Origin of the sequence: Trichocoleus sp. FACHB-6, from assembly GCF_014695815.1 — a bacterium.
Taxonomy (GTDB): Bacteria; Cyanobacteriota; Cyanobacteriia; order Cyanobacteriales; family FACHB-T130; genus Funiculus; species Funiculus sociatus.
Window position 1 is genome coordinate 48837 of record NZ_JACJOY010000106.1, and the last position, 23406, is coordinate 72242.

Below are 23406 nucleotides of genomic sequence, written 5' to 3' on the forward strand. Positions count from 1 at the left end.
GGTAGTAATCATATAGCAATTAAAATTCATTTATGAACCTTGTTTTTCTCTCTTCCTCTGCGTTTGGGCGGTTCCTCAAAAATGGTAGCTTTCCCAAATCAAATAGACTTGCCTTATCAATAAAAACATCATTAATTTATTGTGCCATCGTTACCAGTGTTTTTTCCAGTATAAATAAAGCTTCTGCTCAAGATAATCAATCTTTTGCGGAATTGAGTCAGCAAACCATTAGCAGATTAAACGGTAACTGTCAGGGTTCGACGCAGCTAAAGTATCAATCCCAAATATTAACATCACCCGATAGTCTGAAATCAGTTTATATTAATATGGTTTTGAGGAGGGTGGGTCAGTACAGAAGCCGCAACACCAATGAGTTTTTAATAAAATGTAATTCCAATATTGCAGAAAAGATTGCCGAAGAATTAGTAATTGAAAACGCCAATGGCTCAGTTCAAAGAAAGCTGACTGCGGCTTTGGGACTGTCAGAAAGATTGCAAAATTACTATGTTGTAGCCAATCCTATTTCTTTTTCACCTGATAACAGATATTTGATTGTCCGGCTAGATGTTTTTGATGGTTTAAATAAATCATGGGTTAATCATATAATATTGGATACGCTCAACAATTATAATGTTTTAGCATTTTCTAATTGCAACGGATTTGAAAGTAATTCCTATTTAGGATTTATTTCTTCTTCAGAAGTTGTTTTTGCCTGCGAGAATACCAGCGAACCGGGGCCGATTGAGGTAGTTGATTTGACTAAGCGATCGCGTCAGAAAATTTCCACCAATACCAATTCCAAAGAATTATTAAAAATTCTTGACCAAGTTCGCTCCTATGGTTTGGTTTCTGCTGAATTTGTCATTGTGAATGAGCAGCAATTTCCTCCAAGATAGTTATTAGCCTGACAATAAACAACTGACAAAAACATGACGCAGCAAGTAAAACCCTATGGTTCTTGGAAATCTCCCATCACCTCAGACTTGATGGTTTCGGAAACGATAGGATTGGGGCAAATTGCCATAGATGGCGAAGATGTGTACTGGATTGAGGGGCGACCTGCGGAAGCTGGGCGGACTGTAATTGTGCGAAGTACCCCCGACGGACAAACCATTGATATTGCGCCACCTCCCTTTAATGTCCGCACCCGTGTCAACGAGTACGGCGGCGGTGCTTACTGCGTCGCTGATGGTATCGTGTATTTTTCCAACTTCGCGGATCAGCGCCTTTATCGCCTGATTCCCGGTTCCCAACCGCAACCTCTGACACCGGAGGCTAAAATGAGCTATGCGGATGCAATAATTGACCGACAGCGAAACCGTCTGTATGCTGTGCGAGAAGACCACACGGGCGAGGGTCAAGAAGCTGTCAACACCTTAGTTAGCATCAATTTGGAAAATGGCGAAGATGTTCGGGTGTTGGTTTCTGGCAATGATTTTTACTCGTCGCCGCGCCTGAAACCAGATGGTTCTCAACTTGTTTGGTTAACTTGGAACCACCCGAATATGCCTTGGGATGGTACTGAATTATGGGTAGCCCAAATTAATCCAGATGGTTCCTTGGGGGAATCTCAATTGGTGGCTGGTGGTGCAGATGAATCGATTTTTCAGCCAGAGTGGTCGCCAGATGGCATTTTACACTTTGTTAGCGATCGCAGTGGCTGGTGGAATCTTTACAAAAAAGCCCCTCCCGTTGAAGGCGAAGGGTTGGGGTTAACTGAACCTTTGTGCGAAATGGAGGCGGAATTTGGACTTCCTCAGTGGATTTTTGGGATGTCCACTTATGCTTTTGAATCTGCTAATCGCATCATCTGTACTTACACCCAGCAGGGAATTTGGCATTTAGCGAGTCTCGACACGACGACCGGAAAACTACAGCAAATTGAAACGCCTTACACTGAGATTACTTCTTTAAAAGCTGTTGCTGGCCGTGTTGCGTTCATTGCTGGTTCCCCAACAGAATTTAGTTCCATTGTTCAGCTGGATTTGACTACTGGGCAGAGGTCGGTGTTGCGGCGTTCGAGTAAGTTGGAAATTGATACTGGGTATTTGTCTATTGCACAACCGATTGAATTTCCGACGGAAAATGGGTTAACAGCATACGGTTTCTACTATGCGCCCCAAAACCACGACTTTATGGCACCAGAGGGCGAATTACCGCCCTTAGTGGTGAAAAGTCACGGTGGCCCGACAGCAGCAACTTCTAGCCAGTTAAATTTACGGATTCAATACTGGACAAGTCGCGGCTTTGCATACCTGGATGTAAATTATGGTGGTAGCACTGGCTATGGAAGGGCTTATCATCAGCGTTTAGATGGGCTATGGGGTGTTGTGGATGTGGATGATTGCGTCAATGGGGCGAAATATCTTTCCGAAAAAGGTTTGGTGGATGAAAATCGGATGGCGATCGCCGGCGGTAGCGCTGGGGGTTACACTACACTTTGCGCCTTAACTTTCCGCGATGTCTTCAAGGCGGGTGCGAGTTATTACGGTGTCAGCGACTTAGAAGCACTCTTAAGAGATACCCACAAATTTGAATCGCGCTACTTCGATCGCTTGATTGGGCCATACCCAGAACGGCAAGATATTTATCACGAGCGATCGCCTATCCACTTCACAGATAAGTTATCGTGTCCAATTATTTTCTTCCAAGGGCTTGAGGATAAAGTTGTCCCGCCCAACCAAGCAGAGATGATGGTTGATGTGTTGCGTTCCAAGGGTTTACCCGTTGCTTATGTCGCTTTCGAGGGCGAACAGCATGGTTTCCGCCGCGCCGAGAATATCAAACGTGTCATCGATGGAGAGTTTTACTTTTATTCCCGCGTCTTTGGGTTTGAGTTAGCCCATCCGGTAGAACCAATAGCGATCGCTAATTTGTAAAAATGAATAGTGAGTCTATTGGCATTGAGAGGGGACACTATGACAGACGAACCAATTTTCAAAATTACCGAACAGTTGTTTCAGACACTTGTCGAATTCCAGCAAGAAATAGAAGAAAGTGGAGACGAGCCGCCCCAAATTAGCATAGAATCTCTTGAGCGTGCTTACTTAGCTGAAATTCCCAATAACATAGACGATTAAAAAGCAGTACGGTGGGTTTTCATCCCACCCTACTAAATTTGAAGAAAAACGCGCTTCTAACTCACAATTTTATTAACATAATATGTAAAATAAAATCTTTTCTCCCCAACCAGCACAGGAAGATTATGTCTCCTCTGTATCCCGACGAAGAAGATCAAGATGATTTCCGCCTCATACCCCCCCACCGTCGCGAGACAACATGGACTGGTAAGCTACGGAAATTTCACAGTCAATTCGACAGCAGCATCCGTGCTAAGTTTCGGGATTGTCTATTTCGAGAAATAGAAGAAGGCGGGGTAGTCACTTTCCAAATTCTTTGCCCTAATGAAGCGGTACAAAAACGTCTGATCCAGAAAAAACAGAAAATTGGCAACACGGTTAGATGGATCTGGCTGCAAAAAATTGACCGTTTGGCAATATGTGTAGATAATGGAGGATTGCAATGCCAAGTATTTTCCCTCCAGAAATATCTGATTGAATAGTAAATGCAGAAAAAGCTGAAATATCCTCACCTTGTCGGTTCCAAATGGACAGCCCAACAAAAAACGTGGGGTTGGAGACACTTCCAAGTAGTTAATCGGAAAAACCAAGGCAAGTTTGTCTTTGCCGAAATGGTGGCTTCCTGCGACCCCAATGTGCGTTTCTGGACTAACGCCAAAATTTTGAAAAATCCTTCTGAGTGGCAAGCAGGTTGGCAAACCTTACACGAAATGAGGGAAACTGAAGAAATAATGGGAGAGTATTGAGGAGTTAACTTTTATTTTTGAGTTATAAATTAGGGAATTGGAAGTTAAGAATTTAAAATTCTTAGTTGTTACTACTAAGTTCTAATTTTTAGCTCAAAACTCAGAATAAAAAAAAATAGTAATTATGACTGCCGTTTCTCTTCAAAACGTCCACAAATTTTACAACAAGGTTCCCGTCGTCAACGACCTCTCCTTTACCATTGAATCTGGAGAAATGTTTGGCTTACTTGGCCCTAATGGTGCGGGGAAATCTACTACAATTCGGATGCTAACAACGCTCACAAAACCTAGCGATGGACGAGTTGAAGTAGCAGGTTATGATGTGGTGCGCCAACCGTTGCAGGTAAAGCAAAATATCGGCGTGGTGTTGCAACAAACCAGTGTGGATATGGATTTAACCGTGTGGGAAAATATGAAACTACACGGACGAATGCACCACATCCCCACCAAGAAGCGTCAGCAGGATATCGATCGATGGCTGGAGTATGTGGAGTTGCACCAAAGGCGAGATAGTTTGGTAAAAACCCTCTCTGGCGGGATGAAGCGACGGTTGCAAATTGCGAGGTCGCTGTTACATGAACCGAAGATTTTGTTTTTGGATGAACCAACGGTAGGACTAGATCCGCAAACCCGCCGCCGCCTCTGGGAAATTATTCTGGATTTGAATAAGCAGGGGATGACGATGCTTTTGACGACGCATTATATGGATGAGGTGGAATATTTATGCGATCGCATTGGGATTATGGATGCTGGTAAACTGATAGAACTTGGCACCCTGGAGGAGCTACGCTCTAAACATGGTGAAGGGTTGGTGATGAAGCAAGTAGGCGATCGCTTAGAATATCAGTTCTTCCCCAACTTAGAACAAGCTAACGCCTACCTTGACACCGCACCCAACAAAACTGGTATGATGGTTCGCCCCTCCAACTTAGAAGATATTTTTGTCGAACTCACTGGACGCCAACTAGACTAATTTTTTGTCAGTTGGCAACGGACAATTGACTAATGATGATGCCTAGCCTCGCTACGAAAATTGAAGCTATTCTCTACCTCAAAGGTAAACCCGTCTCTATTGCGGAAATTGCCGAGTATGCAGGATGCGATCGCGATGATGCTGAAGATTCGATTATTCAGCTGATGACCGATTACGCCCACCGTGACAGCGCCCTGGAAGTAGTTGAAACACCTGAAGGCTACACCTTGCAATTGCGATCGCCTTTTCAATCTTTAGTCGAGACTTTAGTGCCGCTAGACTTAGGAATAGGCGCATTGAGGACATTAGCAGCGATCGCCCTCAAAGGTTCCATCACCCAATCTGAGTTAGTAGATTTGCGCGGATCGGGAGCATATCAGCACGTTCAGGAACTCGTCGAGTTCGGTTTTGTCACCAAACGCCGACAAGATGATGGGCGTTCCTACTGGCTACAGGTAACAGAAAAATTTCATCAGTATTTTGAAGTGGAACAACTTCCCCAACTGAGTCAGCTGGATGTCCCTACAGCCGTAAAGAATGACGAATTTCGGTAGTAATGCGTCGTTGCTGAATACTTTGGCGCGCTACCAGGATACTGTAAAGCACCCTACCCCTGAGAGTTGCTACGTCTTTTTTGAGCCAAAAATCTCTCCATCGACTTAGACAATCCGCGCTAAAGTACGACGTTGCAAAACAACACAATCGTTTAAAGTAGATAAAAGCCAATGAAATCCTGAGAAAATTCCAATGGTATTCAACCCCGATTTGCTCAATGGCGAACCTGAAGATACACAAGTCAATCAGTTGCTGAAATATATTCAGCACCAACCTCCTGAAGTTTTAGCGCGGGTTGCTAAATCCGTCACTCCTGAAATTAAGCAAATTATCTCCCAGAACGTTCAAGGGCTGGTGGGAATGCTACCTTCAGAAAATTTTCAGGTACAAATTACCACCGACAGAGAAAATTTAGCAGGTTTATTGGCCTCAGCGATGATGACTGGATATTTCTTGCGCCAGATTGAACAACGCATGGAGTTAGAGGAAACGTTGACTGGATCTTCTACCTTGCCTAAGAAATCTTCCGGCGGCGAAAAATCCGCTGATTAAACCCGATCAATTAGCGATAGCAAGCGAATAGCTGCTTTTAGCAGCATCTAGCAGCGATCGCGCTTCTATCGAGATTAAGGGTGCTGTTTTTTTTGAGGTGCTAACAAACAGCTAGCGCCAAGGGTTTTTTCTAGACTAAAGCCATCGCCCTATTGTGGACGTAGGCGATCGCTTGCTGTTTCAATTCAGCCCCCAGCAGCAAAGGCACTCAAGATCAACACAGAGAGTAAAATCCCAGGAGTGAGCATCAACACTAACGTTAACAGTTCATTCGGGGTCATCTTCTAGCACACTACCAACGCTAATTTATCTGATTGCTATCCTAGCACGGCAGAAATTTTAGGGTGAGTAAACCCGATGAAGAATGATGTCAAACATTAAGGATAAAGTTGGTTTGCTGATGGAAAGCTTTGTCCAATTTTGCAGGTAAATAAAAACTATATACATTTAATATTCAATAATTTAAAAATTTTTTATTTTATTTTAACTTTGGTATTTCTAATAGTTAATACCGGAGAATGCCAATGCTTGTAAAAACGGCGAATAAAATTCGTCTGCTAGATTTGCACGCATCGGGATGCTCCCACCGGGATTTTGTGCTACGCACGATCGCTTACTGGATATCCCTACCCGATGCCTATGCTTTTTAAGTAATTGCACCTATACCAGTAGGCATAACTTGGACTGGATGTAAATATTTTATCTATAAGAATTTGCAATTCTTAAAAGTTCTTGTTAAATTGCAGAGAATATTATAAAAAGTCACAGCCAGCCATGAGTAACTTTTTCGGAATTATTCCCTCACCGCCACCAATCGCCGCCCAGTCGCGCGTGTTTGATCTGAAAGCACGACTGGACTGGGGCGAACCAGCGCTAACGATTATTGATGTAAGCGATCGCAGCTTTTTCAACATCAGCCATATCATGGGAGCTATCCCCATACCGATGAACGAATTAGTAAACCGCGCCTTATCTAGTTTAGAACTACATCGCGATATTTATGTATACGGCGAAACCGACGATGAAACAGCAGCAGCAGCGACAAAACTGCGTGCGGCTGGGTTTGAAAATGTGTCTGAACTTAGAGGCGGTGTAGCGGCTTGGAAGGCGGTTGGCTATCCAGTAGAAAGAAATCTATCTATAGATATTTAAGCCTGACTAGAAAAGAACACTGCTATATCAGTGTTCAAAAATATCTTTATATTGCAGTAAATCTAGAGCTACTATAGTGGGCAAACACTTAAAGCACTCTTGGGCAATTTCCCAACGTTCTTCTCGTTGCAGCATAGCAATAAGTTTCTGCCGCACGCTCACTAGATAACGCACATCATTCGCCGCATAGCGCAGCTGATCCTCAGAAAGATTCTCTGCATTACCCCAGTCGGAACTTTGAGAACTTTTATCAAGTTCCACCTTTTCTAATTCTTGCACCAATTCCTTAAGACCGTGGCGGGGGGAATAGGTTCTAGCAAGTTTGCTGGCGATTTTTGTGCAGAAGATCGGCTGAACGTGGATGCCGAGATGATAACGCAGCTGGGCGACATCGAAACGAGCAAAGTGGAAGATTTTCAGGACGCTTTGGGCTTCCATTAGCTTTTTTAAATTGGGTGCGTCTGTTTGTCCTTTGGCAATTTGCACCACTGTTACTCTATCTTTAGAGTCGCACAGCTGCACCAGACACAAGCGATCGCGCTGCGGTAACAATCCCATTGTTTCCGTATCCACAGCGATCGCTTCCTCTTGCAGATACTCAGAAAGTATATTGTCGGGAAAGTCGCGATCGCAAACCTGAAAATCTTCCAATTTCCTCTCCTTACACCATTACTGAATTAAACCCAACCAATTCCATTATCCAAAATCAAAAATACTATTACCCGCGTTTGATAAAAATCTGCGTCAAGTAATACTCACCCTTAGCATTCTGGACAACACCAATCCCAGTTAAATTAAAATCACCTTGAATATTTTTCAGATGACCGGGACTTTTTATCCAACCCTGAACCGCTTGGGTAGCCGGATCACTGTAGCCTTGATTGTACGCCACATTCTCCGCCGCACTGCGATAGTTTATCGACGTGCCAATTTCCTTAACTCGCCCTTCAAAACCATCGTGACTAAAAGCAACTGTACCATTTGCCATTGCTTGACTGTGCGCCTTCGCCTCTTTGCTGATTTCAGCATTCAGAGTTAAGGGGGGCAAATTCTGGGACTTGCGATACTGATTGATCTGTTCGTGAACAGACTGTTCCAAGGTTGTGTAGGAACCAGAATTTGAGGTTGGTTGAGTCGCAGGCGTACTGGGTGGCGGCTGATTATTGAAGATATCGCAGCCACTCAGCCCAGCAGTAAGAAAAAGCATTCCCAAGGCTATCCGTGCGGATAATGGCATTACTTTTATAGTGATTCCGTGTCTTTGAGCAACTTTGCGACTGTTTGCACATCCTTGTCACCGCGCCCAGAACAGTTGATGATAATGCGGGGATTGCCACTTAGTTGAGAGCAAAGAGTATCGAGGTATGCGATCGCGTGCGACGTTTCCAGCGCCGGAATAATCCCCTCCAACTGAGACATTCGCTTAAACGCCTCCAGCGCCTCAGCATCAGTCACGCTGTAATATTCTGCCCGACCTGCATCCTTGAGATAACTATGCTCCGGGCCAACACCAGGATAATCTAGCCCAGCGCTAATCGAATGCGCCTCCACAACCTGACCATCCTCATCTTGCAGCAAATAGCTCATCGCGCCGTGCAATACACCAACTCGCCCTTTTGTCAAGGTCGCCGCGTGTTTTTCTGTATTCACACCCTCACCAGCAGCCTCCACACCAATCAGCCGCACGCTAGGCTCATTCACAAACTCGTGAAATAGTCCCATTGCATTCGAGCCGCCGCCGACACAAGCTAGGAGAATATCCGGCAACCCGCCCCATTTTTCCATCGCTTGAGCGCGAGTTTCTTGACCAATTACCGTATGGAAATCCCGCACCATCATCGGGTAAGGATGCGGCCCCGCCACCGAACCCAAGATGTAATGAGTAGTTTCTACATTCGTCACCCAGTCCCGAATTGCTTCCGACGTGGCATCTTTGAGCGTTCCCGTCCCCGCTGCCACCGGGCGAACTTCCGCCCCCATCAGCCGCATCCGAAACACGTTCAGGGCTTGCCGTTCCATATCATGAACGCCCATGTAGATGACGCAATCTAGTCCAAACCGGGCGCAAACCGTAGCTGTAGCTACGCCGTGCTGACCAGCACCCGTTTCGGCAATAATCCGTTGCTTGCCCATCCGCTTCGCCAACAATGCCTGAGCCAAAGCATTGTTAATTTTATGAGCGCCCGTGTGGTTCAAATCTTCTCGCTTCAGATAGATTTGCGGCCCCGTACCGTCTGGCTTAGCATAATGAGAAGTTAGCCGTTCGGCAAAGTAAAGTGGGCTTGGTCGTCCCACATAGTCCCGCAACAGTTCTGTGAGTTCCTGTTGGAAAGCTGGATCTTGGCGATATTCCTCAAAAGCAGCTTCTAGCTCCAAGAGCGCCGGCATCAGTGTTTCCGGCACGTACTTGCCGCCAAAACGTCCAAATCTTCCCAGCGCATCGGGTTGTTGTGCAGAGGCGTTAGCACTTTCTTGAGGATTAGGAGAAATGGGAGTACGTGTCACAGTTATTAAAGGGAATCACAGCATAAACTTCATTATAGTTGTAGGGTGGGCAAAAAAAGGCTCTGATGCAAAAGGTAAAAGGTAAAAAAATAATTCTCGATTTTTCCTTTTTCTGTCTCAACCCCCACTGTACTTAATGGTTAAAGAACCTCATTCCTAACTGCGATGTCCTCTTCTAACCGCAAATCCTCCGATTCCCAAACATCTGCTCAAAAGCGCGTTGTCTACTCGGAATTTGGCAACGGCGATAATTCTGCTGCTTTTGAAAGACCAATTGCCGAATTACCCTCGAATCAGCAAAATCTGAAAGTTCAGGCTTCTCGTAAAGGGCGCAAGGGAAAAACTGTGACGGTGATTAGTGGCTTTCAGGTGAAACCTGAAACTCTAGAAGCTCTCCTGAAGCAGCTAAAAACTCAGTGCGGCACTGGTGGCACTGTTAAAGATAATACTCTGGAAATTCAGGGCGATCATACGCAGAAACTCGTTGAGATTCTTACTAAATTAGGCTATAAAGCCAAAATTAGTGGCGGCTGATTTACTTAATTATATAAATTCAGGTGCTGGATAGAGGTTAGTAGCGATCGCTACTAACTTCTACCCGCATATCAATATATCAATTTTTTGCGTTCATTAAAAAATACCTAAATAATTCTAATTATTTAGGTATTTCATGGTAAATCTGCGGGTAAAACAGCTTGGGAGCTGCTTAAGATCCGTATTGTCTCTGTTTGAATTTTCTATTGCATCAGTATAAATATATAATTAGGGAATTTCTTTATTCCTGCTAATTAAAGAAGCTATTTTTTGTATTTTAATAACCATGAATGTTCCAGACAATGCGGAACTGCTACAATTGCTGGCGGAACACACCCCAGCAGCGATCGCGATATTCGATCGCGATATGCGTTACCTGATAACCAGTCGTCGCTGGCTAACAGATTATGGCTTAACTAACCAAGATATCATCGGCCGCTCTCATTACGAAGTCTTTCCTGAAATTCCCCATCGTTGGAAGCAGATCCACCAGCGCAGTTTGGCAGGAGAAGTCCAAAAGTGCGAAGCAGCTCCCTTTCCCCGTGCTGATGGCACAATTGACTGGGTGAATTGGGAACTGCATCCTTGGCGGCAATCTTCGGGCGACATCGGTGGCATTTTGATGATGACACAGGTAATTACTGAAAGTACTGCTGTTAAAGCCGTTAATACAAGCACAGAAGCAGCGCTAAAACAGGCAAAGGAAGCGTTAGAAATTATTGTTGAGGAGCGTACTGCTGAACTCAACAATGCTATTGATCAATTGCAAGTTGAAATTGCCCAACGAGCGCAGGTAGAGGAAGCACTAAAAGAGAGCCAACAGCGACTACAGGCAATTTTGGATAACTCCCCAGCCTTAATCTACCTGAAAGATACGCAAGGACGATACCTTTTGGTCAACCGCCAATGCGAAGCTGTGTTCCACATCAACAAAGAAGAGTTAGAAGGTAAAACTGATTATGATATTTTCCCCAAGCAAATAGCAGACACATTTCGATATAACGACCAAAACGTGCTAGCAGCCAAAACTCCAATGGAGTTGGAGGAAGTTGCTTTGCAAGATGACATTCACACTTACCTGGCGCTGAAGTTTCCCCTCTGCGACGAGAACGGTGTTCCCTACGCTCTGTGCGGCATTTCCACCGATATAACAGAACGCAAAGCTGTTGAGGAAGAATTAATCAAAGAAAGGAACTTCAGCCGCACCCTGACGGAAGCGTGTCCGGCTTTTTTTGTCACAATAAGCGCAGATGGAAAGGTTCAGATGATGAACCCAGCGATGCTAAACGCATTGGGGTACACCGTAGAGGAGGTAGTGGGTAAAGATTACTTGCCGATGTTCGTCCCCGAAACTGACCAGGCGGGAGTTTTAGAGATTTTAGAGTGTCTCGTAAAGTTTCGTGGATCAAACGTACATACCAACGAGGTACTAACCAAGACGGGTGAAAAGCGGTTGGTAGAGTGGCATGGTACGTTGGTGTTTAAAGAGACAGGCGAGGATGGCTGTTCCACAGTTGACTTTTTTATGGCGGTAGGGATTGACATTAGCGATCGCCAACAAACTCTTGCTGCACTTCGAGAAAGCGAGGAGCAATTTCGATTCACCTTTGAGCAAGCAGCTGTTGGCATCTGCCATATTTCTTTAGATGGACATTGGCTGTTTGTCAATCAAAAAGTTTGCCATCTGCTGGGTTACACCCAAGAAGAACTAAAGGCGCTCACCTTTGGAGATGTCACCCACCCGGATGACCTCAATAGCGATTTGGAGTACATTCGCCAACTGCTGGCTGGGGAGATTCAAAGTTACTCGATCCAGAAGCGTTACATCCGCCAAGATGGTTCCCTCGTCTGGGTGCAGCTAACTCCGATGCTGGTGCGCGAGGAGTCTGGCAAACCCAAATATTTTATTACCGTTATTCAAGACATTAGCTCACGCATTGCCCTAGAAAAAGAATTAGCCTTACGCCAGAGATTATTTGATACCTTTTTCAACGCTGCACCCGCCGGACTTGGGATTTTTGACGATCAGCTGAGATACGTACAAATCAACGAAGCACTGGCAGAGATCAATGGAGTATCTAGACAGGAGCATTTTGGCAAGAGTTTAAGGGAAGTTGTACCAAGTGTCGCGCAAGCTCTAGAGCCAATGTATCATCGGATATTAATCCAGGGCGAATCATTTATCAACCAGGAAGTCAGCGCCAAAACACCAAAACAACCTGATATAGTGCGGCATTGGATAACTTCTAACTTTCCCCTGCTTGGAGAAGATGACAGACCGCTAGGCGTTGGTGTAGTCGTCTTTGAAATTAGCGATCGCAAACGCGCGGAGGAAGCATTGCAAAAGAGCGAATATAGAAATCGCGCCTTGATCCAAGCACTTCCAGATTTGTTATTTCGCATGAGCTTTGATGGTACGTATCTCGACTTCCACGCGCCGACAGAAGATTCCCTCTTAATGCGTCCCAGCTTATTTATGGGCAAAAAGATACATGAGGTGATGCCCCCAGAGGTAGCTGAGTTTACCATGCAAAATCTTTTAACAGCGATCGCTACTGGTGAACCTCAAATTTATGAGTATCAGATACAGGCGATGGACGGCAAAATGCGCGATTATGAAGCTCGGTATGCCGTCAGTGGGGAAACTGAAGCCCTGGTAATTGTGCGAGACATTAGCGACAAGAAAGCCGCCGAACACGCCTTAAAAGCATCGGAAGCGCAATTGCGAGAACAGGCGCAAGAGTTACAAAAAACTTTGAGAGAATTGCAAAAAACCCAATTCCAGCTGATTCAATCAGAAAAAATGTCTTCTCTCGGTCAGCTAGTAGCAGGTGTAGCTCACGAAATTAACAACCCGGTAAGCTTCATCTATGGCAACATCACCCCCGCCACTGAATACGCTGAAGATTTGCTGCGCCTGCTGCAACTTTATCAAGAACAATATCCCAATCCCACAAGAGAAATCACAGAAGAAATAAAAGCTATCGACTTAGATTTTCTCAAAGGAGACTTTCCCAAAGTTCTCTCTTCAATGAAAATGGGAGCTACGCGCATCTGCGACATCGTTCTGTCATTACGAACTTTCTCCCGCCTCGACGAAGCCGAAATGAAAGAGGTAGATATCCACGAAGGTATCGAAAGTACGCTGATGATTCTGGAAAATCGCCTGCGAGTTCAACCAAATCGTCCCGAAATCCAAGTAATCAAAACTTATGGTAATCTGCCCAAAGTTGACTGCTACGCCGGACAACTCAATCAGGTATTTATGAATATTATTAGTAATGCTATTGATGCCTTGGAAATCGGGACTAGGGACTGGGGACTAGGGACTGGGGAAACAAGAATAGACCAGGAAGAAGAAGCCTTATCCTCCTTATCCTCAGTTCCTACGATTCGGATTTGTACTGAAGTGCGAGGTAGCAATCATGTATCGATTCGGATTGCAGACAATGGTTCGGGAATAAACGAAGAAGTGCGACGACGAATTTTTGATCCCTTCTATACCACCAAACCTATTGGCAAAGGCACTGGTTTAGGATTGTCGATCAGTTACCAAATAGTAGTCGAGAAACATTCTGGCTCTTTGCGCTGTTTTTCTCAGATGGGGAAAGGTACGGAATTTGTTATTAAAATTCCCATCCATCAGGTTCATTGTTAGTTATAAAGCAATACAGTTCACTTAGAAGCTGAAAATTTCAAATCTGCGATTTGTTGGGACAGGTGGCTCAAACCCCAAGCACCAAGCTTCTGAATTGTAGGTTTAAAGCCTAAAATCAAATGTTTTATGGCAATATCTTTAGATACTCTATAACCCATAATTTACCTTTTTAAAGTTCTGAAGGTTTTAGCGGCAAAGACACTGTAAAACAAGTTTGATTTGCACTACTTTCCAACTGAATCGTACCTCCTAAAAGTGCCACTCGCTTTTGCACCAGCGCCAGTCCTAATCCAGTTCCCCCCTGCTTCCAAGGATCGGTGCTAGGGATGCGGTAGAATTTCTCAAAAATCCTCTCCCTCTCGCTTGCTGGAATTTCCACCCCAGTATTATTCACGCTCACTTCTATTCTTGCTTGTGCGGCACGAGCTGTGACGACAATCTTTTCTTGGGTTGGCGTGTACTTGCAGGCATTGGTCAGCAACTCGCTTAAAATTCGCCCTAAACTGGCGTGGTCGCAAACTAAGGGAGGCAGTTCCGGCTCGATGTTAATTTCTAAGTTTAGCTGGCGTTCTTGAGCTTGCTGAACAAAAGGCTCGATGACTTTGGGAAGCCATTCGAGCATTTCAATTGTTGTCAGCACTAGGGGTTGAACTTCGGTATCAAGTTTTTGCCATTCCAAGAGGTCATTAACTAGGTTGATTTCTCGTTCGCATTCGTTATGTAAAATATGGAAGTAGCGAGCTACTTTGTTTCTTTTTGCTGGTGGCTTGGATAGCTCTGCGAACAATCCGTGGTCTTTATTTAAGGCAATGCCTAACATCTGAATTGCCATTTTCATGTTAGCGACAGGCGATCGCAATTCATGAGGAACGGTACTTAAGAAGTCATCTTTGAGGCGAGTGAGTTTTTCCAGTTCTACTACTTGACTTCGGGTTGCCTGGTAAAGTCGAGCTTGGCGAATTGCGATCGCGCACCCAGAAGCGACTTGCTGCGCTAATCTGATTTCTAACTCGTTAAAAGCCTCTTCGTGCCGCTTGTATAACCACAGATCCCCCAACATCCCCTGGTTATCAAAAATTGGACAAGCTAAGATAGCCACTTGTCCGCGAATCCCTGGCACTAAGTAACAAAACTGGAAATACGCACCTTGCAACAATTGAGTATCTTCGGCAAACAAGTTGTCGATTGATACGACTTCCCCTAGAGCAGACGGCAATCCTATCGTGTACTCATGGGTAATAGTCGCCGTGCGGTCGGCATTGTACAAAGCTGTATCGCAACCTTCAACACCCAGCACCAGAGTTAATTCCTGTACGGCGGTTTGCAAAATCTGGTTTTCGTCGAGAGTATCGCGCAATTTGTCGGTAATAAGTTTGAGCATTGCTTCAAACTTGAGCGCCCGTTGTAGCGCCCAAGTGCGACGCAAAAGCGTTTGGCGAAGTAACATATTGTGGGGCGCTTCGCACTCTGTTTCATCAGCTAGTTCGCCTTCCGATTCTAAGGATTCTGCCAGCAAGTTTTCTAAATCGTCTTGGACACACTCCAGCTTTCTTTGGTTAAGACAAACCACCGAATTGTATTTAGTCTCAGTAATATCTTCGAGGAACCAGCGCAACCCTACCACTTGATGAGGTTGCTGCACTTGGCGCACTGGCTCTACACTTAACACACCAGTAAACAGTTCGCCTTGGGCTTTAGCTAAGCCGATTTCCCAATTTTTGACAACCGCTCCTTGTTGCAATGCGCTAAGCTGAGCATGAAAGTCACCACGAGCATCGGCGGCGACAAACTCCACTAAAGAGTTACCCAGCAGGCACTCCGGAGAATTGTCCAACAATTGTGCTGCTGTCCGATTCGCTTCTAGAATTACCCCTTGTGGATTTGTCACCAGGTAGGCAATTTCATAACTCGGCGCGATCGCTACTATTGGATCATCGGAATCCCCTTGACGATGTAACTCCTGATCAGATTGATAATGCTGTCCTTGTGCGACGAGTTCTACACGAGTGTTGGTAGCCAATTTTTGGCGTATCTGGTAGCGTGTCACTACTTGCATTTCTTGCAGTTGGCTGGATAATTGCTCCAGAACTTCCACTATCGGCTGCTTTTCCAGCTCCGATAACTCTTCGGTATACTGCCACAACTCCTGCAAGCGTTGTTGGGAATCCTCAAAGAGCTGGTCAAGGTCATTTATCATTGCACCCCTCACTCGCTTGAACCAGGCTGCTCTAACAGCAGAATTACTCATAAAAATGACCGTTCGAGTTAACCGGATATCCTGAAATGATATCCAATGCGATCGCTGCCTTAATTTGTCAATAGGATAACTTCATATTTTGTGATCGCGCCACTCACCTAAAATGACGACCCTCTACCAGCGAAAAAGTTCATTATTATAACTAATATTTATACTTTTTTACTTCACCAGCCATCCACAACATTTATTTTATGGCATCGCTCGGCTGTCGGGTATTTAATTTACCTTCAATAAGCGCCCGAAGGGAAAAGCGACCACTGGCTTTTACAGTTTTTAATTTTTAATTTCTTAGTTTTAATTGCTTAGAGCTGCTTTTCTATCTCAATAGAGATGGCTCAGCCCAGTATCGATGCTACTGTTGAGAAGTATCAACCATAACTCTTATACGGAGGGTATTATGGATTTTTTCCGCATACTCATAGCCATTTTTATTCCACCTCTTGGAGTTTTCTTGCAAGTAGGGATTGGCACAGACTTTTGGATTAATCTCGTCTTGACTTTCCTAGGTTATGTACCAGGGATTATCCATGCAGTATGGGTTATTGTCAGAAAATAGCCATAATTCCTGCTTTTTCCTAACATTTGCATACCCACAATAAAACAAAAAAGGAGCCTTAAACAATCAGGCTCCTTAAATTAAGTTTAATTTCCAGCCAGGAAGGAAACTTAATCAACCGCACCAGGTAGTTTTGGTGCCAATAAAGCTTGAGAATACAGAGGCGCTTGTTTTTGGGCAACCAGGGTCAGCACATTACGCGCCTGGGCTGCAACTGCAACAGTCTTAACATCATAGGTTTGAGTCGCCACCTTGGGATACAAACCAATTCCGATGATGGGTATTAACAAGCAAGCAGTGATAAACACTTCACGAGGCTTAGCATCCATCGCCACTAATGTTGTCAATTCTGGATTAGACTGCCCGTAGAATACTTGACGCAGCAAATCCAGTAAATACATTGGTGTAAGAATCAATCCCACCGCCGCCAACAGCACCACCACAACTTTGAAGATGGGGCTGTAAACATCGCTTGTCGTCAAGCCTAAAAATACCGTCAGTTCGCCCACAAAACCGCTCATTCCCGGTAACGCGAGGGAAGCCATCGAACCTGCTGTGAACAAGGCAAACACCTTGGGCATTTGTTTGGCAAGTCCCCCCATTTTGTCCATCATCAAGCTGTGGGTACGGTCGTAGGTAACGCCTGAGAGGAAGAATAACGCTGCCGCAATTAAGCCGTGGGAAACCATTTGCAGCACCGCACCATTCAAACCTAAATCTGTGAACGAGGCGATACCAATCAGCACAAAGCCCATGTGGGAAATTGAAGAATAAGCCAACCGCCGTTTGAGATTGGTTTGGGCAAAAGCGGTCAAAGCGCCGTAGATAATGTTAACCATGCCCAGAATTACTAGGACTGGCGCGAAGTAAGCATGGGCATTGGGTAGCATTTCCATGTTCATGCGGATCAGCGCATAGCCGCCCATTTTCAGCAACACCCCAGCCAAAATCATCGAAACGGGGGCGGAAGCTTCGCCGTGGGCATCTGGTAGCCAAGTGTGGAGGGGGAAAATCGGCAGTTTGACACCAAAGGCAATCAAGAATCCAGCGTAAGCGGCTAATTCTAATGCTTTGGGATAATGCTTGGCTGCTAGCGCCGCCATGTCAAAGGTGACTGTATCGCCTGAAAATGCCATCAAGAAGGCTGATACCAGAATGAATACAGACGCTAAGGCGGTGTAGAGGATAAACTTGGTGGCTGCATATCGGCGCTTTTCTCCGCCCCAGATAGAGATCAGCAGGTACACTGGCACTAATTCCAGTTCCCACATCATGAAGAATAAGAGCATATCCTGGGCGGCAAAGACACCAATCTGGGCGCTTAACATCACCAGCATCAGGAAGTAAAACAAGCGCGGCTTTTTGGTAACTTTCCAACCCGCAAATATAGCTAGGGTAGTGACTAAGCCAGTTAAGACAATTAGTGGCATTGACAACCCATCGACCGCCATTGACCAGTTCAGTCCCAGTTGCGGCACCCAGGCGTAGTTTTCTACCAGTTGAAAGCCTGGGTTATTTAGGTCGTAGTGATACCAAAAGGCATAAACCATCAGGGCAAAGTCTACCAACGCTACCCCAAGAGCGTACCAGCGAACAGTTTTGCCTTCTTTATCAGGTAGTACCGGGATGGCAAAAGAAGCTAATAGGGGCAGCAGAACAATAGTGGTTATCCACGGGAATTGTGCGTTCATTATCTAGAACCTACGCAAGGTTGAGGGGTATACCAGGGGTTTCAGGTTGCGTATGGCAGGTACTTGCTTTGGCTACCTGTACTTGTCCCGTAAAATTTTCCTTAATTGACTGAACTAAAAAGTGACGTCTTAGGAATAAATACTTACAATATGAATATATACCTTAACTAACTAAAGTAACAAGCTGTTAATTTAAATAAATTTATGTTAAGCACCAAGGGATAAAAAAAAGACGTGCACCTTGACACCCCACACTTCCGAACTTCTATGCTCTGCATGGGAATTCCTTTACAGTGTGAGCATTCTGATGAAGTGGTGTATAGGAGTAGAGCCTACATATTCTATGTATGCGTTCCCAGCCTCACCCTAGAAACGAGACAAATGTGATATCTAGGAAGGTCAACCGTTAGCATCACAAAGAACAGGCTTTCCTGTAGATATAGCCTGTTCAATAATATCGGCAGCTCGACGGACTCCTCCAGCACGGTGAATCGCTGCTTGTAACCTGGTAGCATTCTGCTTGTAAGAATCTTGAGTCAGCACCCGTTGTATAGCTGCTTGTAATTTAGGAACACTCAACCGAGACAACTGCACAACTTCGCCACAACCAGTCCAAGCTATACGCGCTGCTACTCCCGGCTGATCGTTGGCAATCGGAATCGCTACCATTGGCACCCCATTACTCAAGGATTCCAAAGTAGTATTCATGCCTGCATGGGTAATCGTCAGGGCGGCTTTTTGTAGCAATTCTAGTTGAGGTGCATATTCTACAACCAAGGGTGAACCAGGCAGTCCTGGGAGCGATTCTGGGCTAGTTGAACCGCCCAGAGAAAGCACTAACTGAGCATCCAATCCTTCACAAGCTGCGGCAAGATCGCGGAAAATATCCAGCAGGCGATTTTGTACAGTTCCCATAGAGGCGTAAATTAAGGGTTTTCCCGTTAACTTTTCAAAGGGAAAAGATATAGGTTCTCGGCTGGCTGGATTGTGATATGGGCCAGTAAAATGAAAGACTTTAGGTAAATTCTGCCTTGGGAATTCAAACTCAGCTGGCTGTTGACTCAATTGCGCTAGTTGCGAGTATTGATCGTTCGAGTGAAAGTAGAGGGGTAAATTCCACCTTTGGCGATACTCGCTTATCACGTCCCGGACTGGCTTAGTGATGCGATTGAATAGATTGTAAGCTGCTTTGTTCCGCAGACGCGCCCACAATGCAGTGTTATAACTCCAAGGTGAAGAAAATGGGGGAACGCCGTCTTCTTGATTAACCATCATGGCGCTGCACACAGTAATGAAAGGAATCTCTAGGAATTCTGCTACCGTCCCTCCCCCATATGAAATTTGGTCTACTAACAATGCTTCTACGCCTGCTACTTTGAGGGCTGCCGGAGCCTCTCGAAGCAGCATAGCAGCACTCTGTTGGATCAGACTGATGGTATAGCGCAAGGCAGCGAGTCCGCTTAGTTTCCCCAGTTCTCCCAAAGATTGCTTAGTTATCCCGTGTGGGAACTCGGATTCTCCAATTGCCCAAAAGTCCAATCCGGCTGCAAGTGCCTTGGGTTGGGCATCCTCAATCCCGAAGACAGTGACGCGATGACCGCGAGAAAGCAGTTCGCGTCCTAAAGTGGTCATTGGGTTGAGGTGTCCTGTTGCTGTAGGACAGATGATGCCATAGTGAGTCATATCAAATAGTGGTAATTGGTAATTTGTATTAGCTACTCATTTGTTGCAGCACTTGTTTTATCACATCCCGTGGCACCTGGTCGGTTACTATAGCTGCTCCAATTTGCGTCGGGAGGACAAAGCGCACTTTTCCGGCTTTAACTTTTTTATCGGTCGAGAGAGCGTCTACAATTGCTTCAATATCTAGTCCTGGTGGTAATGCAGTAGGTAATCCGGCTTTTTGGATTAAGGCGTTTTGACGCTCTGAGGCTAACTTATCCCACATCTGTAAGGTTACGGCAATTTCACCCGCTGCTACCATGCCAATAGCTACAGCTTCACCGTGATTAACTACGCGGTATTCGGTTAAGCTTTCGACTGCATGACCGATGGTGTGACCGTAGTTGAGAATTGCTCTGAGTCCAGCTTCTTTTTCATCTTTGCTCACCACATCAGCTTTAGCTTGGCAAGAGCGAGTCAGGATTTCTTGTAATAAACCTAGGTCTAGATTGTCCAGACAGTCGAGATATTGCGATCGCTCCATCTGAGAAAATAATTCTGCATCCCAGATAATCCCGTACTTGATAACTTCTGCGATTCCAGCTCGAAACTCCCGCACTGGCAAGGTTTTTAGCACTTCTGGATCAATTAAAACTTCTCGCGGTTGATGGAAAGCACCAATTAAATTCTTCCCTTGGGGATGATTAACTCCCGTTTTCCCGCCAATTGACGCATCAACCATCGCCAACAGCGTTGTCGGTACTTGCACAAAGTTAATCCCGCGCAACCAAGTGGCAGATGCAAAGCCAGTCATATCGCCAATTACGCCACCGCCCAAAGCTACCATAGTTGAGGAACGTTCTAAACGATTTTCTAAGGCAGCGTCGTAGATTTTTTGTAGTGAGTCGTGAGTTTTGTAGCTTTCCCCAGCTGGGAGAGTAATTTGTGCGACTTCAAAACCAGCTTCTTTGAGGGATGCGATCGCCACTTCCCCGTAATATTGAAAAATTACCGGGTTAGAAACGACTAATACTTTCTTACCCAGGTTTAGCGACATCATTCTGTCGCCGAGTTTTGCCAGATTGCCAGATGCGATCGCAATCTCGTAAGATTCCTGTGGTAAATTAACCCCAATAACCGATTCCATAAGTCTTCCCCATCAAAGAGCGATCGCTTGTCGGCTGTATTCTACTCCAGTTGATGATTCAATAGTTCATAGTCGATATTAGGTTAACGCGAAAAATGGATATCTCTGCTGCGATCGCTTACATTTTGATTTTGGGTGCTGCCTTTGGTGCAGCTTTAGCGCTATATTTCGGTCTTCGCGCCATCAAGCTAATTTAACAAGGATGGATTGGGGATTAGGGGCTGGGGACTGGGTAAGATTCTTTCCAATCCCCAATTCCCAATCCCTATTTTCCTCAGGCTGTTACCTGTTGCAAATTTCGCTTCTTACTTTCTACTTGATTGTCAGTCGCTAGACGCGCCATCTGGATTGTTTTTGGGAAAACTCCTACCAACTGAGCCAAAATCTCATCCGGCATTTGGGTAGTTGCTTCGGGGCCAAAGTATCTCTCAAATAGCCTTAAAATCGCCACAGCACGGTGCAGGGGTACGCAATGCTCCATCGCTTTTTGATTCAAGCGAATCCATTGCTGCCGGACGACATAAGCTTTTTGACGTTCTGCAAGAGACTCTGGGTAAACTACAGACGGATTGCCGATGGGGATTACCCGACGGCAATTGATATCAAACAAACTGCCAACAGCTGCGCCTGGGCCTGCCATTTCCGCATGATGCCGATGGCAGATGATTATCGCACTACCAGGAAAACCGTTGACCTTAAGCAGTTGCCCACTCTTCAACTGATTTAAGATTTCTGTGGGTTGAGCGATCGCGATGGGGACGAGAGCTTTGTCTGGCATCGTAGGTCACAGAATCTTCTATTTTTAGTTTTATACATTTCTTTATATACGGAAGTGATTAAAACCGTGTGAGGGGTGTGATACCCATCTTTTCTTTAAGTGATCCTCCTCACAACATTTTTGTTACAAACAGACTATTTGTGCAAGAAATGCAGTTAGCAAGGGAATTATGCCGCCCAACCTGTACTCGTCTCTACATGATGCCGAGGACGCGCGAAAAACTATGCCTGTGTTCTCTCTCTGATTAAGTTCGTCTGGCGGCATCCAAGAGCGCCTGAAATTACTCTATTGTCGCCAGAGGTAATATTGCTGTTTTAGCGTTCTGGTTGAGGAGCAGTTTGCCTGTAGCACTGACACTAAAATCTTTTCCTGGCGTGAATCCTTTGCCAATCAACTGCTTACAGACAGCGACTGAAGTAATTCTGCGGATTTGTTGCATCACATCGCTAGGAATCAGATGTTTTATAGTCCAGATAACCGATTCGGTGTCAAACCACATCAAACGCTCAATACTCACCAGCATCACACCAGCTACATCTTCAAGCGTCATCTGAGTTTTGAGATTGGCGATTAGGTCTTCCCCTATCTGGCTGTTACGGGTCATCATTGCCGCAGCCATCTTGCCAATTTCTTGTTCCAACTCTAAACAGTTCATTTCTGCCATTTGAGTTTTCTTCCTGATTGTTTTCGCAGTTCTGCCAAGTATACCCAAAGAAAGACGTAAATATTCCGTTAGATGGATGTAAAGAAAAGTTTTTTTTCTAAAATTATATGAACCCTGTTTATAATTCGACCTAAAAAAGCAAACAGTAGCCTTTGACGGCAGAAGCGAGCGCTTAGTGCATAGATTGCCATAAATGTCAAAGCTTCCTGACCGAGAAGGGGATTGGAAAAAAGTTTTACCTAGTCCCTAGTCCCCAGCCCCCAGCCCCCTTAGTTAAAAAAAAACCCCTGGATAGGGGTAGTTGTTGTCTCTACTGGTGAATACTTATCAATGTTGAGTCCCAGGTACTGTGGAGTAAGTCTAATCTGAGTTTTTAATCAACATCACTTGTAAAATCGGGACAATGGAACAAACTCATCGCAGTCTTCTTACCCGAAGTGGGTATTAGCGTGTTCTACACGGTCAATGCTGACGATTCCGAAAATCTGTAACCGTTGAGTGCGACGCGAGTGTTGAGTGCGTACAACTCAACTGTCAAATACGGTGAGAACTGTCTAGCGAGAACCGAATTGCCGTGTTGGGAAATTGTCGTCAGATTTTTCCATCTTTTCGATGGCTGTCAAACCGATGTATGAACCCGCCAACAGCAATCCTGCTGAAACTAGATAGGCGTTTTCAATAATCCGAAGTGCGGTTTCAAAGGTAATGTAGGTAGTCATTGGTTCGTCTTTTCAGCTTTGGGCTGTTGTTTATCTTCCCTTATTACTCCACACCTTGGCTATGAATTTCCTCAGAAAGATCACTAGATTCTGCTTCAAGCCAAAAAATTTCCCCGTAATTATACGGCTAAGACTTGACTGCCTGAGAAGTAAAGGTAATATAAGCTAGCTATGAAC

Annotated in this window: 24 protein-coding genes; 14 read left to right on the forward strand and 10 right to left on the reverse strand. The window is 45.1% G+C overall.

The annotated features are described in order from the left end of the window. Positions 1 to 32: 32 nt before the first annotated feature. The 10 genes from H6F66_RS21495 (at position 33) to H6F66_RS21535 (ending at position 7058) form a co-directional block, all read left to right on the forward strand. Positions 33 to 896, forward strand: a complete 864-nt coding sequence (locus tag H6F66_RS21495) for a hypothetical protein (RefSeq protein WP_190425178.1) — start codon at positions 33 to 35, stop codon at positions 894 to 896. Between the two features lie 33 nt (positions 897 to 929). Then, positions 930 to 2879 (forward strand): S9 family peptidase, encoded by a 1950-nt coding sequence (locus H6F66_RS21500; protein ID WP_190425181.1) that lies wholly within the window; start codon positions 930 to 932, stop codon positions 2877 to 2879. Between the two features lie 39 nt (positions 2880 to 2918). Then, a complete protein-coding gene (locus H6F66_RS21505; RefSeq protein ID WP_190425183.1) occupies positions 2919 to 3080 on the forward strand; it encodes a hypothetical protein in 162 nt (53 codons plus the stop codon). A gap of 125 nt (positions 3081 to 3205) precedes the next feature. After that, the gene (locus tag H6F66_RS21510) at positions 3206 to 3562 is read left to right on the forward strand and encodes a hypothetical protein (RefSeq protein ID WP_190425186.1); all 357 of its coding nucleotides are present in this window, start codon (positions 3206 to 3208) and stop codon (positions 3560 to 3562) included. 3 nt (positions 3563 to 3565) lie between these two features. Next, positions 3566 to 3826: a TIGR02450 family Trp-rich protein gene (locus tag H6F66_RS21515; protein ID WP_190425189.1), complete on the forward strand. Its 261-nt coding sequence runs from the start codon at positions 3566 to 3568 to the stop codon at positions 3824 to 3826. A gap of 121 nt (positions 3827 to 3947) precedes the next feature. Next, the gene (locus H6F66_RS21520) at positions 3948 to 4799 is read left to right on the forward strand and encodes an ATP-binding cassette domain-containing protein (protein ID WP_190425265.1); all 852 of its coding nucleotides are present in this window, start codon (positions 3948 to 3950) and stop codon (positions 4797 to 4799) included. 38 nt (positions 4800 to 4837) lie between these two features. Next, positions 4838 to 5353 carry an SMC-Scp complex subunit ScpB gene (scpB, locus tag H6F66_RS21525; RefSeq protein WP_190425267.1) on the forward strand — a complete coding sequence of 172 codons (516 nt, stop codon included), beginning with the start codon at positions 4838 to 4840 and terminating at the stop codon, positions 5351 to 5353. Positions 5354 to 5546: 193 nt separating this feature from the next. Next, positions 5547 to 5906, forward strand: coding sequence for a DUF760 domain-containing protein (locus H6F66_RS21530; protein WP_190425192.1), 360 nt, complete (start codon positions 5547 to 5549; stop codon positions 5904 to 5906). Positions 5907 to 6430: 524 nt separating this feature from the next. Further along, entirely contained in the window at positions 6431 to 6556 is a 126-nt protein-coding gene (locus H6F66_RS29080) for a hypothetical protein (protein WP_277873949.1), read from the forward strand. A 124-nt stretch (positions 6557 to 6680) separates the two neighbouring features. Continuing rightward, the gene (locus H6F66_RS21535; RefSeq protein WP_190425195.1) at positions 6681 to 7058 is read left to right on the forward strand and encodes a rhodanese-like domain-containing protein; all 378 of its coding nucleotides are present in this window, start codon (positions 6681 to 6683) and stop codon (positions 7056 to 7058) included. A 27-nt stretch (positions 7059 to 7085) separates the two neighbouring features. Here H6F66_RS21535 and H6F66_RS21540 read toward each other — a convergent pair whose 3' ends face one another. The 3 genes from H6F66_RS21540 to trpB form a co-directional block, all read right to left on the reverse strand. Continuing rightward, positions 7086 to 7709, reverse strand: coding sequence for a ribonuclease H-like domain-containing protein (locus tag H6F66_RS21540; protein ID WP_190425199.1), 624 nt, complete (start codon positions 7707 to 7709; stop codon positions 7086 to 7088). A 67-nt stretch (positions 7710 to 7776) separates the two neighbouring features. After that, entirely contained in the window at positions 7777 to 8295 is a 519-nt protein-coding gene (locus tag H6F66_RS21545; RefSeq protein ID WP_190425202.1) for a CAP domain-containing protein, read from the reverse strand. Between the two features lie 5 nt (positions 8296 to 8300). Then, positions 8301 to 9563 (reverse strand): tryptophan synthase subunit beta, encoded by a 1263-nt coding sequence (trpB, locus tag H6F66_RS21550; RefSeq protein ID WP_190425205.1) that lies wholly within the window; start codon positions 9561 to 9563, stop codon positions 8301 to 8303. A gap of 165 nt (positions 9564 to 9728) precedes the next feature. On the opposite strand from trpB, the gene H6F66_RS21555 reads away from it, so the two are divergent. Both H6F66_RS21555 and H6F66_RS21560 read left to right on the forward strand, forming a co-directional pair. Next, positions 9729 to 10097, forward strand: coding sequence for a translation initiation factor (locus tag H6F66_RS21555; protein ID WP_190425209.1), 369 nt, complete (start codon positions 9729 to 9731; stop codon positions 10095 to 10097). Positions 10098 to 10383: 286 nt separating this feature from the next. Further along, a complete protein-coding gene (locus H6F66_RS21560; protein WP_190425212.1) occupies positions 10384 to 13755 on the forward strand; it encodes a PAS domain S-box protein in 3372 nt (1123 codons plus the stop codon). Positions 13756 to 13924: 169 nt separating this feature from the next. On the opposite strand, the gene H6F66_RS21565 is transcribed toward H6F66_RS21560, so the two are convergent. Continuing rightward, positions 13925 to 16003 (reverse strand): ATP-binding protein, encoded by a 2079-nt coding sequence (locus H6F66_RS21565; protein ID WP_190425216.1) that lies wholly within the window; start codon positions 16001 to 16003, stop codon positions 13925 to 13927. A gap of 406 nt (positions 16004 to 16409) precedes the next feature. Here H6F66_RS21565 and H6F66_RS21570 point away from each other — a divergent pair, with 406 nt between their 5' ends. Next, complete coding sequence (locus H6F66_RS21570) at positions 16410 to 16568, forward strand: YqaE/Pmp3 family membrane protein (RefSeq protein WP_190425220.1); 159 nt, start codon at positions 16410 to 16412, stop codon at positions 16566 to 16568. A gap of 110 nt (positions 16569 to 16678) precedes the next feature. Here the strand turns inward: H6F66_RS21570 and H6F66_RS21575 are convergent, their stop codons facing one another. The 3 genes from H6F66_RS21575 to aroB all read right to left on the reverse strand — a co-directional run bounded on the left by H6F66_RS21575 (position 16679) and on the right by aroB (position 21068). Beyond that, positions 16679 to 18259 (reverse strand): NAD(P)H-quinone oxidoreductase subunit 4, encoded by a 1581-nt coding sequence (locus H6F66_RS21575; protein ID WP_190425223.1) that lies wholly within the window; start codon positions 18257 to 18259, stop codon positions 16679 to 16681. A gap of 399 nt (positions 18260 to 18658) precedes the next feature. Continuing rightward, positions 18659 to 19942: a glycosyltransferase gene (locus tag H6F66_RS21580; RefSeq protein ID WP_190425225.1), complete on the reverse strand. Its 1284-nt coding sequence runs from the start codon at positions 19940 to 19942 to the stop codon at positions 18659 to 18661. Positions 19943 to 19970: 28 nt separating this feature from the next. Then, positions 19971 to 21068, reverse strand: a complete 1098-nt coding sequence (aroB, locus tag H6F66_RS21585) for a 3-dehydroquinate synthase (RefSeq protein WP_190425228.1) — start codon at positions 21066 to 21068, stop codon at positions 19971 to 19973. A 101-nt stretch (positions 21069 to 21169) separates the two neighbouring features. Here aroB and H6F66_RS21590 point away from each other — a divergent pair, with 101 nt between their 5' ends. Further along, positions 21170 to 21265: a cytochrome b6-f complex subunit PetL gene (locus H6F66_RS21590; protein WP_190425270.1), complete on the forward strand. Its 96-nt coding sequence runs from the start codon at positions 21170 to 21172 to the stop codon at positions 21263 to 21265. Between the two features lie 77 nt (positions 21266 to 21342). Here the strand turns inward: H6F66_RS21590 and H6F66_RS21595 are convergent, their stop codons facing one another. The 3 genes from H6F66_RS21595 to H6F66_RS21605 form a co-directional block, all read right to left on the reverse strand. Beyond that, complete coding sequence (locus tag H6F66_RS21595) at positions 21343 to 21846, reverse strand: hypothetical protein (protein WP_190425231.1); 504 nt, start codon at positions 21844 to 21846, stop codon at positions 21343 to 21345. Between the two features lie 280 nt (positions 21847 to 22126). Further along, the gene (locus H6F66_RS21600) at positions 22127 to 22510 is read right to left on the reverse strand and encodes a hypothetical protein (RefSeq protein WP_199295367.1); all 384 of its coding nucleotides are present in this window, start codon (positions 22508 to 22510) and stop codon (positions 22127 to 22129) included. Positions 22511 to 23064: 554 nt separating this feature from the next. Beyond that, a complete protein-coding gene (locus H6F66_RS21605) occupies positions 23065 to 23229 on the reverse strand; it encodes a hypothetical protein (protein ID WP_190425234.1) in 165 nt (54 codons plus the stop codon). Positions 23230 to 23406 lie beyond the last annotated feature (177 nt).

Excerpts from the sequence above, each read along its gene's own strand:
- H6F66_RS21575 (WP_190425223.1), bottom strand. The coding sequence starts at position 18,259 with ATGAACGCACAATTCCCGTGGATAACCACTATTGTTCTGCTGCCCCTA.
- H6F66_RS21595 (WP_190425231.1), bottom strand. The coding sequence starts at position 21,846 with ATGCCAGACAAAGCTCTCGTCCCCATCGCGATCGCTCAACCCACAGAA.
- H6F66_RS21535 (WP_190425195.1), top strand. The coding sequence starts at position 6,681 with ATGAGTAACTTTTTCGGAATTATTCCCTCACCGCCACCAATCGCCGCC.
- H6F66_RS21510 (WP_190425186.1), top strand. The coding sequence starts at position 3,206 with ATGTCTCCTCTGTATCCCGACGAAGAAGATCAAGATGATTTCCGCCTC.
- aroB (WP_190425228.1), bottom strand. The coding sequence starts at position 21,068 with ATGGAATCGGTTATTGGGGTTAATTTACCACAGGAATCTTACGAGATT.
- H6F66_RS21570 (WP_190425220.1), top strand. The coding sequence starts at position 16,410 with ATGGATTTTTTCCGCATACTCATAGCCATTTTTATTCCACCTCTTGGA.
- H6F66_RS21515 (WP_190425189.1), top strand. The coding sequence starts at position 3,566 with ATGCAGAAAAAGCTGAAATATCCTCACCTTGTCGGTTCCAAATGGACA.
- H6F66_RS21545 (WP_190425202.1), bottom strand. The coding sequence starts at position 8,295 with ATGCCATTATCCGCACGGATAGCCTTGGGAATGCTTTTTCTTACTGCT.
- H6F66_RS21580 (WP_190425225.1), bottom strand. The coding sequence starts at position 19,942 with ATGACTCACTATGGCATCATCTGTCCTACAGCAACAGGACACCTCAAC.
- H6F66_RS21560 (WP_190425212.1), top strand. The coding sequence starts at position 10,384 with ATGAATGTTCCAGACAATGCGGAACTGCTACAATTGCTGGCGGAACAC.
- H6F66_RS21600 (WP_199295367.1), bottom strand. The coding sequence starts at position 22,510 with ATGGCAGAAATGAACTGTTTAGAGTTGGAACAAGAAATTGGCAAGATG.
- scpB (WP_190425267.1), top strand. The coding sequence starts at position 4,838 with ATGCCTAGCCTCGCTACGAAAATTGAAGCTATTCTCTACCTCAAAGGT.
- H6F66_RS21500 (WP_190425181.1), top strand. The coding sequence starts at position 930 with ATGACGCAGCAAGTAAAACCCTATGGTTCTTGGAAATCTCCCATCACC.
- H6F66_RS21605 (WP_190425234.1), bottom strand. The coding sequence starts at position 23,229 with ATGACTACCTACATTACCTTTGAAACCGCACTTCGGATTATTGAAAAC.
- H6F66_RS21565 (WP_190425216.1), bottom strand. The coding sequence starts at position 16,003 with ATGAGTAATTCTGCTGTTAGAGCAGCCTGGTTCAAGCGAGTGAGGGGT.
- H6F66_RS29080 (WP_277873949.1), top strand. The coding sequence starts at position 6,431 with ATGCTTGTAAAAACGGCGAATAAAATTCGTCTGCTAGATTTGCACGCA.
- H6F66_RS21555 (WP_190425209.1), top strand. The coding sequence starts at position 9,729 with ATGTCCTCTTCTAACCGCAAATCCTCCGATTCCCAAACATCTGCTCAA.
- H6F66_RS21495 (WP_190425178.1), top strand. The coding sequence starts at position 33 with ATGAACCTTGTTTTTCTCTCTTCCTCTGCGTTTGGGCGGTTCCTCAAA.
- H6F66_RS21505 (WP_190425183.1), top strand. The coding sequence starts at position 2,919 with ATGACAGACGAACCAATTTTCAAAATTACCGAACAGTTGTTTCAGACA.
- H6F66_RS21530 (WP_190425192.1), top strand. The coding sequence starts at position 5,547 with ATGGTATTCAACCCCGATTTGCTCAATGGCGAACCTGAAGATACACAA.